Origin of the sequence: Streptomyces capitiformicae, assembly GCF_002214185.1 — a bacterium.
Lineage (GTDB): Bacteria > Actinomycetota > Actinomycetes > Streptomycetales > Streptomycetaceae > Streptomyces > Streptomyces capitiformicae.
Map to the genome: position 1 here is coordinate 3,769,842 of NZ_CP022161.1, position 13,479 is coordinate 3,783,320.

The window sequence follows — 13,479 nt, forward strand, 5'->3', positions numbered from 1 at the left end:
CTGCACGAAGCGTTATTCTCCTCAGACGCAAACCGGTACCCCTCCGTCGCTACGACGGGTGAATGGTCCCGTACTGCACGTGATGGAAGCTCTGCCTCTGGGAGTCCCGTGTACCCACACGTCGGGGTTGACGCCTCGGGCCTGGCTACGCTGCGCGCAGCAGTCAACGAACTGTTGTGCGGCTTCGTCCCCACCGCGTACGCCGTCCCCGCCCTCGCCTCCGCCACCGCGCCCGCAGGCCCGTGCTACGCACTGGCCGACGGCATCGAACAGGGGTCGGCGCGCAGCGCCGTCGTTGGGGGGCGGAGGTCGGGTGACGGGCGGGAGGTGGGCAGACGAGGCCGTTCGGGATCCACCGCCACCACCACCCGCCGCCCTGCCGCCGACAGCGACAGCGCGCGCATGATGGACCTCGTCGAACGCGCCCAGTCCGGCGAGGCCGAAGCGTTCGGCCGTCTGTACGACCAGTACAGCGACACCGTCTACCGCTACATCTACTACCGCGTCGGCGGCAAGGCGACCGCCGAGGACCTCACCAGTGAGACGTTCCTGCGCGCCCTGCGCCGCATCGGCACCTTCACCTGGCAGGGCCGCGACTTCGGCGCCTGGCTGGTCACCATCGCCCGCAACCTGGTGGCCGACCACTTCAAGTCCAGCCGCTTCCGCCTCGAGGTCACCACCGGCGAGATGCTCGACGCCAACGAGGTCGAGCGCTCCCCCGAGGACTCCGTCCTGGAGTCCCTCTCCAACGCCGCGCTCCTGGAGGCCGTACGCCGCCTCAACCCCCAGCAGCAGGAGTGCGTCACCCTCCGCTTCCTCCAGGGCCTCTCCGTTGCCGAGACCGCCCGCGTCATGGGCAAGAACGAGGGCGCGATCAAGACCCTCCAATACCGCGCGGTCCGCACCCTCGCCCGCCTCCTGCCGGACGACGCCCGCTGAGCCACACCCGACGGCACCGGGCCGCATCCGCCGAGCACGCCAAGCACGCACGCTCCGCGACACCCAACTCACCCTGCGTCGAAGTCCGTTGACTTCCCCGCACGATCATCCGCCGTCCGTAACCCAAGTGCCGCGCCGCTCGTTGTGCGGGATACAGGCTCCCTGTGGTCACACTTGACCGACACCGATCACTCGATCGTGTGGATCGGCCCAAGGCGTGCAACCCTCAGGACCCCCTGGGGAGTCGACCGTCATGACGAGAGGAGGTGCCGCCAGTGATCGCAAACGTATCGGCACACCGGCGGGCGAACGCCTTCGCCCAGGCCCTGGAGGAGCTGTCCGACCGGGCCACGGCGGCCGAGCAGCCCGAAGAACCGGCACCGGCCCCGGCGGCGGAACAGACCGAGCAGGGCCGCCTGTTGACCCTGGCGACCGGTCTCGGCGAGCTGCCCAAGCCAGTGCTCGACCCCGAGGTCAAGGTCGTCCATCGCGCCCAACTGGTGGCCGCGATGGAAGCCATGCTGCGGGACGGCACGGTGCCGGGAGGCGAGGCGGCGGACCCTTCGGTGCCGGAGCAGCGAGCGGGCAAGGCACGGGGCGCCCACCGGGCAAGCCCGCTGGGCAAGCTGCGACCACGTTCACGACTGACGAAGGGCCTCGCCGCGGGCGGGCTCAGCGTCGGTGTGGCCGCGGGAGCCTTCGGCGGGGTGGCCGCCGCCAGCTCGGACGCCCTGCCCGGTGACTCGCTCTACGGCCTCAAGCGCGGCATCGAGGACGTGAAGCTCACCCTGGCCGACGAGAGCGACGACCGCGGCCGGCTCTACCTGGACCAGGCGTCCACCCGGCTCAGCGAGGCCCGCAGACTGATGGAGCGCGACCGCGGCGGACAGCTCGACCACGAATCCGTCGGCGAGGTCCGCCGCGCCCTCACCGGCATGCGGCACGACGCCTCCGAGGGCCACCGCCTGCTGCACGAGGCCTTCCAGCGCGACCCCGACTCCCTGGGCCCCATCCAGGCTCTCTCGGCCTTCTCTCAGTCCCACCGGGAGGCGTGGGGCGCACTGCGCGACCGGCTGCCCGTGCAGCTCGGGGACGTCAGTCAGCAGGTCTCCTCGGTCTTCGACGCCATAGACGAAGAGGTCGCCCCGCACCAGTCGCTGCTGCCGCAGCCCCCCGCCCAGGGCGGCGACGGCAGGCAGCGCTCCACGGACTCCGGCGCCCCCGGCTCCACGGACCCCGGTCGGCCGGCCCCCACCAACCCCGGCGGCTCCACCGACGGCACCCAGGACAGCAGCGGCAACCCCAAGCCGTCCACCTCCGACAGCACAGCCGAAGGCCTCGTCGGCGGCACCACCGGCGACCTCCTGAACCCGCCTCTGGACGCCCCCGGCACCGTCTCCCCGTCCACCGACAAGAGCACCCCGACCACAGAACCCGACGTCACTCTCCCGCCCCTCCTCCCGGGCCTCGTCCCGAGCCTGGACATCGACGGCGAGAACACGAACTAGCCCGCTACGACGGTGGGGGCGCCCTTCTCGAAGAAGGGCGCCCCCACTCTGCACAGCTGCGGGCAATCGTGCCGCTGGGGCCCACCCTCAGAAAAACACCGACCGCCGCTGCACCAGCAACTTGTACAACGTGTGCTGAATCTGCTCCCGCACCTGATCCGTCAGGTTGAACATCAGCATCGGATCCTCGGCAGCCTCCGGCGGATACCCATCCGTAGGAATCGGCTCCCCGAACTGAATCGTCCACTTCGTCGGCAACGGCACCGCCCCCAACGGCCCGAGCCACGGAAACGTAGGCGTGATCGGGAAGTACGGAAAGCCCAGCAGCCGCGCAAGCGTCTTGGAGTTCCCGATCATCGGGTAGATCTCCTCCGCCCCCACGATCGAGCACGGAATGATCGGCGTACCAGCCCGCAACGCGGTCGAGACGAACCCACCCCGCCCGAACCGCTGCAGCTTGTACCGGTCCCCGAACGGCTTACCCAGCCCCTTGAACCCCTCCGGCATCACCCCGACGAGCTCACCCTGCTGCAACAACCGCGAGGCGTCCTCCGCGCACGCGAGGGTGTGCCCGAGCTTGCGGGCCAGTTCATTGACCACCGGCAGCATGAAGACCAGGTCCGCCGCGAGCAGCCGCAGATGGCGCCCGGCCGGATGGTTGTCGTGCACGGCGACCTGCATCATCAGGCCGTCCATCGGCAGCGTCCCGGAGTGATTGGCGACGATCAGCGCGCCACCGTCCGTCGGGATGTTCTCGATGCCCTTCACCTCGACACGGAAGTACTTCTCGTACACCGGCCGCAGCAGGGACATCAGGACCTGGTCGGTCAACTCCTCGTCGTAGCCGAAGTCGTCGACCTCGTAATCACCCGTGAGCCGCTTACGCAGGAAGGCGAGACCGCCCGCGATCCGTCGTTCGAGACTGCTGCCGTTCTGCGCCTCGGCGGCCTCCTGGGGCGGCTCCGGCTTCTCCCGTGTCACAGGGACATCATCGGCGCTGGCCGGCCGTCCGGGGAGAGGCTGGACCTCACCGGTCTCACGACCCTCACGGCCCCCATGGACGTCGCGGACGACCGCGGGCTCGCCCTTGCGCCGGCTCCCCGTGCCCCGGCGGCGCGACGGGCGCTGCGTGGCACCCCCGCGCGTCCGGTCGTCGTCGAACGGAATGACCTTGGCATCAGCCATCGTTGATGCGCTCCTCAGTTGGCGCTCTGCTTCGGGGGGTGGCCACCGCCCGGTACGGGCAGGGCGGGCAGGGGCAGTGCGGCGATCCGGTCGATGGCCCCCGCGAGGGCCTCGGGGGGCAGCAGGCCGGGCCCGCGGCTGCGCGCGAAGTCCGCGAAGGTCTCCGCGGTCGTGTACTTGGCCCGGTAGCCCAGCGTCTCGCGCATCTGGTTCGTCGACACGACCCGGCCGTGGGTCAGCAGCCGCAGCTGCTCCGGCGAGAAGTCCGAGACGCCGAGCGTACGGACCATCGAACCGACCCAGCTGACCGCCGGCATCAGCAGCGGCACGGTCGGCCGGCCCAGCCGCCGCGCGCACTGCGAGAGCAGCAGGACGCCGTCGCCGGCGATGTTGAACGTGCCGCTGTTGAGCGTGCCGCGCTCCGGCTCGTGCGAGGCGATCCGCAGCACCTCGATCACATCGTCCTCGTGCACGAACTGCAGCCGCGGGTCATAGCCCAGCACGGTCGGCAGCACCGGCAGCGAGAAGTACGAGGCGAGCGGCGAATCGGCGCTCGGCCCGAGAATGTTCGCGAACCGCAGCACACACACGGCCACGTCGGGCCGACGCCGCGCGAAGCCCCGCACATAGCCCTCGACCTCGACGGTGTCCTTGGCGAAGCCGCCGCTGGGCAGCGACTTGGGCGGCGTGGTCTCGGTGAACACGGCCGGGTCACGCGGCGCGGACCCGTACACGTTCGTGCTGGACTTCACGACCAGCCGCTTGACCGACGGGGACTTCTGGCAGGCACCGAGCAGCTGCATGGTGCCGATGACGTTGGTCTCCTTCAGCGTGGCCCGGCCGCCGCTGCCCAACGGGGTACCCGTGACGTCCATGTGCACCACGGTGTCGACGTTGTGCTCGGCCAGCACTCGGGCTATGGCCGGGTGCCGGATATCGGCCTGCACGAAGTCCGCGCCGCCCAGATGGTGCCCCGGGGGCACCGCGTCGACGGCGATGACCCGCTCGACCTCCGGGTCACGCTGGATCCGCCGGACGAACCGGCCCCCCAGCTGACGGGCCACCCCGGTCACGAGCACGACCTTCCCCAAGACAGCGCCTTCCTTCCCGACATCGGCACCCGTAGGCGTCACTCTGCTCGTACTCTGCCGCGTTCCCCGTGTACGGCCACGTTAGCGGGTCGGTGTTGCGCTGTGATGCCCACGACCGCGCCAACGACCGGCAAAAACATGTGACCCCCCACCGCTTTTCGGTGGGGGGTCACAGCAACGCGCTCTCAACAGCTTTCGCGCAAGCGTGCAAGGCATACGACCCCCGTACGAAACGAGGGCCGGCCTGGGCCCCTTTTCAGGGCCCGGACCGCCTTACTTCTTGTTGCGACGCTGAACGCGGGTGCGCTTGAGCAGCTTGCGGTGCTTCTTCTTCGCCATCCGCTTGCGCCGCTTCTTGATAACAGAGCCCACGACTACCCTCGCTCACTTCTCATCACTCGGTGTTTGGGCGCCATGGGCCCATACGACCTACGAGGGGCCAGCCTACCCGCCCGAGCGCTGAGGTCGTAATCGAGGGTGAACCGGAGGTTTCCCGGAGGCCCGCAGGACCTCCGGGAGCCCTCCGGCCCCGATGACCGTCAGGCCGTCTCCACCCCCACATAGCTCTCGCGGAGGTACTCGTGAACCGCTTGCTCCGGCACCCGGAAGGACCTGCCCACCCGGATCGCCGGCAGATGACCGCTGTGCACCAACCGGTACACGGTCATCTTCGACACTCGCATCACCGAGGCGACTTCCGCCACGGTCAGGAACTGAACCTCGTTCAGAGGCCTCTCGCCAGCTGCAGCCATGACACACCTGAACCTTCCGCACTCGACGGCCACCGGCTTCCCCTTCCGGTGACTCTTCGTCGCTGCGTGCTCACTCCCCAATGTAGGGGCGGGTGATGCGAGTGGGGAAGAGGGGATGCCATCGACGGCCTACTGTGACAGACACGCCCGATTGAGTACGTAGCGGGTCAGCGGTCGGTAGTAACCAGACCGCACACCGTCATCAAGTGGAACGGCGACGGACACCCGCCCCTCCGCCTCCCCCACGAAGAGCGCGGGATCGTCCGTATCCGCGAGCCCGATCGCCTCGAACCCCAGCTGACCTGCTCCGCAGACCCATCCATGGTCCCCGACCACGAGTTCCGGGAGCGGCCCGCCACCGTCCGCCGCGGCCGCCAGAACCGTCCGAACCGGGAGGGGCGAATGCGTGTGCACGCCGGTCGCACAACCCGGGCGCAACGCGGGCGCCTCGCGTACGACGGCGACTCCTCGTACGTAGCCAAGGTTGTACGTGCGTAGACCGAACCGGGTCGTTATGTCGACACGTCTACCCATCGCAGGGGTGAGAACCTCACATCCCGCCGCCGACAACGCGTCCGCCAACGCACCGTAGAAGCCGATCAGACGGTGCGGATGCCCCGTCCCGAAGAGCACCGGCCCACCACTGTGAGCGACCGCCCCCAGCCGCTCCGCGAACCGGTCCAGCGCCGCCAGGGTCCGCCCCGGATCAATCACATCCTGCCCGGATGTACACCCTGGATCGGCCGAAACCCCACACCTCTCGGCCATCAATCCGAGCACATCCCGCTGCCGCCAGGCCAACTCCGGATCAAGCCCGATCAAAAACCGAGGATCCCGAGCCGCGAACAGCCGATAACTCCGCAGACTCGACTCACGCGAGGTGGCGACCCTCCCAGCCAACCCGACACCCACAAGATGCGCCCGCAGCCCCCCGACACTCACCACACCCCCGATGCTGACGCATCAGCCTCACCGAGACCGCCGAAACCCCCGCCCGAACCACACAGTCGGCGTAACGACCACCGCGACCCCATCAGGGGCGCGGGGCTCTATCGATGTGCGGCTCCGCCACGCGGGGTCAAAGGGGCACAGCCCCTTGAGGATGGGACGGGTAGGCGCGGCGGGGGCGAATACCCCTACGGCAACAGCCCCCGCAATGGAAACACAGCCTTACGCGCAGCCACCACCGCCTGGTCCAACCGATCCGCAGGGTCGTACCCCGCCTCCCAGGAGGCCCACCCCACAGGCCACCGCCCATCAGTCATCCGAGCCGGCGCCAACTGCCGCGTACGAGCAAAGACCTCCTGCCGCCACCCCTCAGGAATCACGCTCTCCGGCGCGATCTCCCGCCCCGCCACAATCCCCACCAGATGGGTCCACGACCGCGGCACCACATCCACGACCGCGTACCCACCCCCACCGAGTGCGACCCACCGCCCCTCGGAATGCTCATGCGCCAACTCATGGAGAGCCACCTGCACCGCCCGCTGCGCGTCCAACGACACCGCCAGATGCGCCAACGGATCCTCGAAGTGCGTATCGGCCCCATGCTGAGTCACGAGCACCTGCGGCCGAAACTCGGCAAGCACCTCCGGCACCACCGCATGAAACGCCCGCAACCACCCCGCGTCCCCGGTCCCCGCCGGCAACGCCACATTCACGGCCGACCCCTCCGCACCCGGCGAGGCCCCCGTCTCCTCCGGCCACCCCGTCTGCGGAAACAACGTCCGAGGATGCTCGTGCATCGAGATCGTCAGCACCCGCGGATCCTCCCAGAACGCCGCCTGCACCCCGTCCCCGTGATGCACATCGACATCCACATACGCGACCCGCTCGGCCCCCAACTCCAGCAACCGGGCGATGGCCAGCGAGGCATCGTTGTAGATACAGAACCCCGACGCACCGCCCGGCATCGCATGATGCAGCCCACCCGCGAAGTTCACCGCGTGCAGTGCGTCCCCCCGCCACACGGCCTCAGCCGCCCCCACCGACTGCCCGGCGATCAACGCGGACACCTCATGCATCCCGGCGAAGGCGGGATCGTCGACGGTCCCCAACCCATACCCCTGGTCCGCACTCCCAGGATCCGCGGACGCCGCCTTGACCGCCGCCACATAGTCCTCACGGTGCACGAGCCGCAGGGTCGACTCCCCCGCTGGCTTCGCCGAGACGACATCCATCTCCCGGTCGAGCCCGAAGGCACTCACCAGACTCCGGGTCAACGACAGCCGGACCGGATCCATCGGATGGTCCGGACCGAAGTCATAGCCCGTTACTGCCTCGTCCCACATCAGCTGTGCGCGGCCGCTCATGCCCGCCACCGTATCGGTCCGGTTGAGTCTCGAACGAGCGGGCGTACACCAATGTCACCAGCACCAACACCATCGGCACGAGCATCGCCCCGCGATAACTGAAGAGGTCCCCCAACGCCCCCACCAACGCAGAACCGATCAAGAACCCGACATAGTTGAAGATATTCAAGCGAGCGACAACCGCATCCGAAGCCCCGGGGAACAGCCGTCCCGCAGCCGCGAACGTCTGCGGGACGAGCACACACAACCCGAGCCCCAGCAGAGTGAACCCGAGCATCCCCACCCAAGCCCCCGGCGCCCCCGCCACCACGGCGAACCCGGCCGCCGCCACCAGCGCCCCGGCCCGTACGACGGCCACGGCCCCGAACTTCCGGACCCCGAAGTCCCCGATGGACCGCCCGAGCAACGTGGTGACCATGTAGACGTTGTAGGGCACGGTAGCCAGCTCCGCGCTGCTCCCCAGCACATCCTTCAGATACTTCGCACTCCAGTTGGAGACCGTCGAGTCCCCGATGTACGCGAAGCACATCACCAGACAGAGCGGCAGCAGCATCTTGAAGGCGATGGTCCCACCGGCGGCCCCCGCGACAGCGGTGTCCGGCTCCTTCTCGGTGGGCCGCCCGTCGACGTACCACCGGCTCCCCACGAACGCGGCCGGCAGCAGCACGGCCACCACGGGCAGATACGACACGAGCAGCGTCAGGTCCCAGTGCTCCCCGACCCACGCCAGCGAGGCCCCGACCATCCCGCCCAGGCTGAACACGGCATGAAAGCCGAGCATGATGCTCCGCCCGTACGTCCGCTGCAGGCTCACCCCGAGCATGTTCATCGACGCGTCGAGCGACCCGACCGCCAGCCCGAAGACCGCCAGCGAGACACCCAGTTCGACCATGTGCGAGCCGGCCCCCACTCCGAGCAGCGCCAGGAGCACGACGGGCTGGGTCCACCGCAGCACCCGGCTCGGCGGCACCTTCTTCACCAGGTGCTCGGTGCAGACGCTGCCGACCCCGGCGAGGACCGGCACGGCAGCGAGGAATGCGGGCAGCAGTGCGTCGGAGACCCCGTACCGGTCCTGAATGGCCGGAATCAGCGTCACGAGCAGCGCGAAGGCAACACCCTGAGCGAAGAAGCTGAACGCCAACGCGGCCCGACCGCGCCGCAGCACATCTGTCATGGCGGAACAGTAGGGGTCACGCCCTCTTCGCGGGTAGGGGAAGCTGAAGATTGCTCAACTCATCAGGCTGACCAGGGCTCGCATGTCCCCGAAGAGCCCGTTGGCCCCGCCCAGCTTCGCCGCCGGGGTCATGGCCGTGAACCCGTACACATCCATGCCGGCCGCCACCGCCGCCCGTACCCCCAACGGGCTGTCCTCGACGACCACACACCGCTCTGCGGCCACCCCCATCCGCTCCGCCGCGTGCAGGAACAGATCCGGCGCCGGCTTCCCCCGCCCCACATCCTGCGAACTGAAGACCCGCTCGTCCCCGAACCACCGGTCAAGCCCGGTCTTCCGATGCCCCACCCGGATCCGCTCATGACTCCCGGAGGACGCCACGCAGTACGGCACGCCGTCCGCGACCAGCTTCTCCAACACATCTCCGACCCCGGTGACCGCCTCCAACTCCCGCTCGAACGCGGCGAACACCCGCCCATGAAAGACCTCGTCGAAGTCGTCCGGCAACCGCTCCCCCGTCCGTTCCAGAATCAGCTCGTGGATCCGGTGCATCGCCGACCCCATGTAATCCCGAATGGACTCCTCGTACGAGGTCGGGTGCCCGAGCTCGGTCAGGTAGGCCGCCAGAAGCCGATTGGAGATGGGCTCACTGTCGACGAGTACACCGTCGTTGTCGAAGATCACGAGTTCATAGCGCATGCCTAGGACCCTAAACGCACACCCCTAAATGCAAAAAGCCCCCGCCGGTTTCCCGGCAGGGGCTTTCGCAATATTTGTTCGGCGGTGTCCTACTCTCCCACAGGGTCCCCCCTGCAGTACCATCGGCGCTGTAAGGCTTAGCTTCGGTGGTGTTGTCCCAGTCGACGACCGCGCTGCCGGAGAACACCATCTCCTCGTCGTCGTGCGACAGGGCGAGCGGCAACTCCTGCCAGCGCACGAGGTCCTTGCTCACCGCGTGCCCCCAGGACATGTCGCCCCAGGAGTTGCCGTTCGGGTTGTACTGGTGGAAGAGGTGGTACTCGCCCTTGTAGTAGACGAGGCCGTTGGGGTCGTTCATCCAGTTCTTCTGCGGAGTGAAGTGGAACTGGGGTCGGTAGGTCTCGGTGTACGGCGGGGTGTCGGCCGCGACCGCCGTCTGAGGGCCGAGGGGGGCTGCGGACAGGGCGCAGACGGTCGCCACCGCCGCCATCATCCGTATACGGGCGTGCCGGGATACGCGTACAGAGCTCATGTGTCTCCTAGTCCCGCGGCTCGTCGGCGCAGCGCTGACTGCGGCCCCGGCGCGGACGGACCGAAAAGTGACACCCCAGCGGCGTCGACGTCCACGCAGCCGACTGGGGTGTCAACGACGACTTGTGTCATCGATGACAGCGAGTGCCCGATTATGAAGCGCAATCCGGCCAGTGCGTCAACGGTGCGGGCGTGATTGCTCCGGTACGGGCCTGCGGTCCGTCGGGCATCGTCGGAGGTCGCGAACCGCACCAACAAGTTCGGCCATGACGGGTTGGGGTCGGCAAACGCGCAGGTCAGAGTGGTGACTTGGGTGGCAACCGGCAGGCCTCCGCGGCGTCGTGCGAGACCGAGATCGGCCGCGTCAACGAGTTGTTTCCGGGGTGTTGACCGGTAGGGCCTCGCGGTGCTTCACTTCCGGGACCGGTACCGAAACCGGTTCCGGGACCGATACCGGTACCGGTTGCACGGGTCTCTGTAGGATCAGGCCCTTCGGTGCGGGAGGAAGTCTTCCGCCTCTGCAGGAAGAGAGGGGAGGTGACATGGGAGTCACTATCGCCGACGTGGCCTCGCGGGCCGGGGTCAGCAAGACGACGGTCTCGCGGGTGCTGAACGGCAAGGGCGAGATCAGCGAGGACACCGTCTCGAAGGTCCGCAAGGCGATCTCGGAGCTCGGCTATGTGCCGAGCGCTGGGGCCGTGGGGCTGGCACGCGGCACGACCCAGATGATCGGGATGCTGGTCCCTGACCTGGCCTGGGCCTGGGCCGGCATAGTGCAGGCGGTCGTCGAAACGCTGGAGGCCGAGGGCTTCGGGCTGCGGATGCTGACCTGGAACCGCGGTGAGGAGTCACTGCGCAGGCTGGGCCTGCAGGTCGCTGCCAAGTCGTTCGACGGGCTGCTGGTGATAGAGCCCGAGGGGGCCCTGGGGTCCATCACGGAACTGCACGAGGCCGGACTGCCGGTGGTGCTGATAGACGACCGCTTCCAGCGGCCGGGATTCCCCTACGTGGCCACCACCAACCGGGAGGGCGGTGAGCAGGCGGCGCGCCACCTGCTGGACATCGGCCGCCGTCGCCCTCTGGTGGTGACCGGTCCTGATGAGTACGGGTGCACGCAGGAACGGCTGGGCGGCTTCGTCGACGCGTATGCGCAGGCTGGGATCGAACTCGACCCGCGCAGAATCATCTGCGGCGACTTCCTGTTCGACGACGGCCGGAGCGCGGTGGCGCAAGCTCTCGCGGACGGCGTGGAGTTCGACGCGGTCTTCGGGCACAACGACCCCTTGGCAGCCGGTGTGATCGCGGCCCTGCATGAGGCCGGCCTCAAGATTCCGCGGGATGTCGCCGTGGTGGGGTTCGATGACGTCGAGGTGGCGTCGTACACCTATCCGGCGCTGACCACCATCCGACAGCCGATGCGGGAAATGGGTGAGGCGGCGGCTCGTCTGCTGCTCGACCACGTGCGCAGATCGCCGGAGGCCGCTCCCTCGCGCATCGTTCCCACCAGCCTCGTGGTCCGTGGCTCGACGTTAGAGCCGAGCTCGAACTGACGCGACGTCATCGCGATGCGTAAGTGATGGCGCCTCGCGGCCGGGCGGTGCGTTGCCGGTGACGCACCGCCCCCGTCTCCTTGAAACCTCTCTTCTTGAAACCCAGGCGACCCTCTTCGGCCTCGCCTTCCTGACAACATCCGGCGGCTGCGCCTGCGTTCACGCGGCACCGCCCACCTGCACTTTCCGCCCGCGCGTTTCCCGATCCGGGACACCGAAGGGGCGCCTGGCACATCCCGCCCGGCCGCTACCCACTCCGCGTCGGACGCTCCCACCGCGACCCGCGAGGGACCGCCGCCGCTGTCACCACAGACGCTGCCCACTCGTGGGCCGGCCTATCCGGGCGCCCGCCCCTTCCTACCCTTCGCCCCCCCGCGCCTGTCTCGCTCAACGGCAAGGAGCCGCATCATGCGTATCACTACCCGTCACGCTGTCAGAACCGTCCAGACCCTGTGCGTCACTGTCTCGGCAGCCCTCGTGGCCACCGGCTGCGGCCGGAGCGAGGATTCCGGCCCCGGCAACGACGCGCCCGCCAAGATCGGCGCGGGCAAGGCCAAGGGGACGGTGGTCATGTGGTCCCTGGGTGACCCCGACGAGGACCTGAAGGAGCTGGCCAAGAAGTTCGAGCAGGAGAACCCGGACGCAGACGTCAAGATCACCGCGGTCCCGTGGGACGGCGCCCACGACAAGCTGACCACCGCGATAGCCGGCGGAAACACACCGGACATGTCCATGGTGGGCAGCACTTGGATGGCCGAGATGGCCGCCTTGAAGGGCTTCCAGGCCACCCCGACGTCGATCAAGTCCTCGGACTTCTACCCCGGCCAGTGGGACACCACCAAGTACAAGAACACCGCCTACGGCATCCCGTTCATCGCCGACACCCAAGCGGTCTACTACCGGACCGATCTCACGGCGAAGGCCGGTATCAAGGGCGCCCTGGCCGGCGACTGGGACGGATACCTGAAGGACCTCAAGGCCATCCAGGCCACCGCGGGCAAGGAGAACCCCAAGCTGCGCCACGCCAGCGGGCTGGTGATGGGCTTTAACTCCTGGATCTTCTGGCTGCCGATGGTCTGGCAGCAGGGCAGTGACATCTACGACGCCAAGTCCGGGAAGTTCTCCTTCGACACGCCCGAGGTCGCCAAGGCGCTGGAGAACTACGCGAACGTTCCGAAGCAGGGCCTGGCGCCGACGGACAGGGCGGACAACGTGCAGAGCTTCCAGGACGGGCTGACCGCCGTCTACCAGGAGGGCGCGTGGGCCGGCGGCACCTTCCACAAGGACTCCCCGCAACTGGACGGTAAGTGGAAGACCATGCCGATGCCGTACACCAAGCAGCCCGCCGGGTTCGCCGGCGGCACCGACCTGGCGGTGTTCAAGGAGGCCAAGAACCCCGACGCGGCATGGAAGTTCGCCCAGTTCCTGACCGAGCCCGCCAACCTCGCGGCCTATTCCAAGGCCACCGGCAGCCTGCCTCCTTCGCCCCAGGCGTGGACGGAGGGGAAGCTGACCGAGGACGAGAACTTGAAGGCGTTCGCCGAGCAGCTCGAGGTCAGCAAGGCGCCGCCCGCCATCACGACCTGGCAGCAGATCGCCGACACCATCGACTCCGAACTGGAGAAGCTGACCCTCGGTAAGGCCACCGTCGCCGAGGTGCAGAAGACGCTGCAGTCCAAGGCCACCAGCATCGGCACCGGCCGCTGAGCGCCGCCGCGTGAGTACCCCTCGTACGGAC

At 68.4% G+C, this 13,479-nt stretch carries 12 protein-coding genes and 1 pseudogene; 4 read left to right on the forward strand and 9 right to left on the reverse strand.

The genetic code is table 11. The annotated features are described in order from the left end of the window. Positions 1-108: 108 nt before the first annotated feature. Both CES90_RS16775 and CES90_RS16780 read left to right on the forward strand, forming a co-directional pair. Positions 109-939 (forward strand): ECF subfamily RNA polymerase sigma factor, BldN family, encoded by an 831-nt coding sequence (locus tag CES90_RS16775; protein ID WP_189783392.1) that lies wholly within the window; start codon positions 109-111, stop codon positions 937-939. Positions 940-1,214: 275 nt separating this feature from the next. Continuing rightward, positions 1,215-2,447 (forward strand): DUF5667 domain-containing protein, encoded by a 1,233-nt coding sequence (locus tag CES90_RS16780; RefSeq protein WP_189783393.1) that lies wholly within the window; start codon positions 1,215-1,217, stop codon positions 2,445-2,447. Positions 2,448-2,534: 87 nt separating this feature from the next. Here the strand turns inward: CES90_RS16780 and CES90_RS16785 are convergent, their stop codons facing one another. From CES90_RS16785 to CES90_RS16825, 9 genes and pseudogenes are all read right to left on the reverse strand, one after another. Further along, positions 2,535-3,632 (reverse strand): lysophospholipid acyltransferase family protein, encoded by a 1,098-nt coding sequence (locus CES90_RS16785; protein WP_189783394.1) that lies wholly within the window; start codon positions 3,630-3,632, stop codon positions 2,535-2,537. A 14-nt stretch (positions 3,633-3,646) separates the two neighbouring features. Next, on the reverse strand, positions 3,647-4,723 hold the full coding sequence (locus CES90_RS16790) for an NAD-dependent epimerase/dehydratase family protein (protein WP_189783395.1): 1,077 nt from the start codon (positions 4,721-4,723) through the stop codon (positions 3,647-3,649). Positions 4,724-4,996: 273 nt separating this feature from the next. Next, positions 4,997-5,095 (reverse strand): 30S ribosomal protein bS22, encoded by a 99-nt coding sequence (locus CES90_RS16795; RefSeq protein WP_003948845.1) that lies wholly within the window; start codon positions 5,093-5,095, stop codon positions 4,997-4,999. A gap of 167 nt (positions 5,096-5,262) precedes the next feature. Beyond that, positions 5,263-5,475 (reverse strand): helix-turn-helix domain-containing protein, encoded by a 213-nt coding sequence (locus CES90_RS16800; RefSeq protein ID WP_004984898.1) that lies wholly within the window; start codon positions 5,473-5,475, stop codon positions 5,263-5,265. Positions 5,476-5,604: 129 nt separating this feature from the next. Continuing rightward, positions 5,605-6,420: a phosphatase gene (locus tag CES90_RS16805; protein ID WP_189783396.1), complete on the reverse strand. Its 816-nt coding sequence runs from the start codon at positions 6,418-6,420 to the stop codon at positions 5,605-5,607. A 191-nt stretch (positions 6,421-6,611) separates the two neighbouring features. Continuing rightward, positions 6,612-7,787 carry an acetoin utilization protein AcuC gene (locus CES90_RS16810; protein ID WP_189783397.1) on the reverse strand — a complete coding sequence of 392 codons (1,176 nt, stop codon included), beginning with the start codon at positions 7,785-7,787 and terminating at the stop codon, positions 6,612-6,614. Continuing rightward, positions 7,738-8,961 carry an MFS transporter gene (locus CES90_RS16815; protein ID WP_189783398.1) on the reverse strand — a complete coding sequence of 408 codons (1,224 nt, stop codon included), beginning with the start codon at positions 8,959-8,961 and terminating at the stop codon, positions 7,738-7,740. The genes CES90_RS16810 and CES90_RS16815 overlap by 50 nt, the downstream gene beginning before the upstream one ends. Positions 8,962-9,015: 54 nt before the next feature. Beyond that, on the reverse strand, positions 9,016-9,660 hold the full coding sequence (locus CES90_RS16820; protein WP_189783399.1) for an HAD family hydrolase: 645 nt from the start codon (positions 9,658-9,660) through the stop codon (positions 9,016-9,018). 145 nt (positions 9,661-9,805) lie between these two features. After that, positions 9,806-10,192 (reverse strand): annotated as a pseudogene (locus CES90_RS16825) (glycoside hydrolase family 32 protein); the annotation flags it as partial. 517 nt (positions 10,193-10,709) lie between these two features. On the opposite strand from CES90_RS16825, the gene CES90_RS16830 reads away from it, so the two are divergent. Continuing rightward, the gene (locus CES90_RS16830; RefSeq protein WP_268257031.1) at positions 10,710-11,741 is read left to right on the forward strand and encodes a LacI family DNA-binding transcriptional regulator; all 1,032 of its coding nucleotides are present in this window, start codon (positions 10,710-10,712) and stop codon (positions 11,739-11,741) included. Positions 11,742-12,149: 408 nt separating this feature from the next. Continuing rightward, a complete protein-coding gene (locus tag CES90_RS16835) occupies positions 12,150-13,448 on the forward strand; it encodes an extracellular solute-binding protein (RefSeq protein WP_189784448.1) in 1,299 nt (432 codons plus the stop codon). Positions 13,449-13,479: the final 31 nt, after the last annotated feature.

Coding starts and splice junctions, on each gene's coding strand:
- CES90_RS16820 (WP_189783399.1), bottom strand. CDS start 9,660: ATGCGCTATGAACTCGTGATCTTCGACAACGACGGTGTACTCGTCGAC.
- CES90_RS16815 (WP_189783398.1), bottom strand. CDS start 8,961: ATGACAGATGTGCTGCGGCGCGGTCGGGCCGCGTTGGCGTTCAGCTTC.
- CES90_RS16785 (WP_189783394.1), bottom strand. CDS start 3,632: ATGGCTGATGCCAAGGTCATTCCGTTCGACGACGACCGGACGCGCGGG.
- CES90_RS16835 (WP_189784448.1), top strand. CDS start 12,150: ATGCGTATCACTACCCGTCACGCTGTCAGAACCGTCCAGACCCTGTGC.
- CES90_RS16800 (WP_004984898.1), bottom strand. CDS start 5,475: ATGGCTGCAGCTGGCGAGAGGCCTCTGAACGAGGTTCAGTTCCTGACC.
- CES90_RS16810 (WP_189783397.1), bottom strand. CDS start 7,787: ATGAGCGGCCGCGCACAGCTGATGTGGGACGAGGCAGTAACGGGCTAT.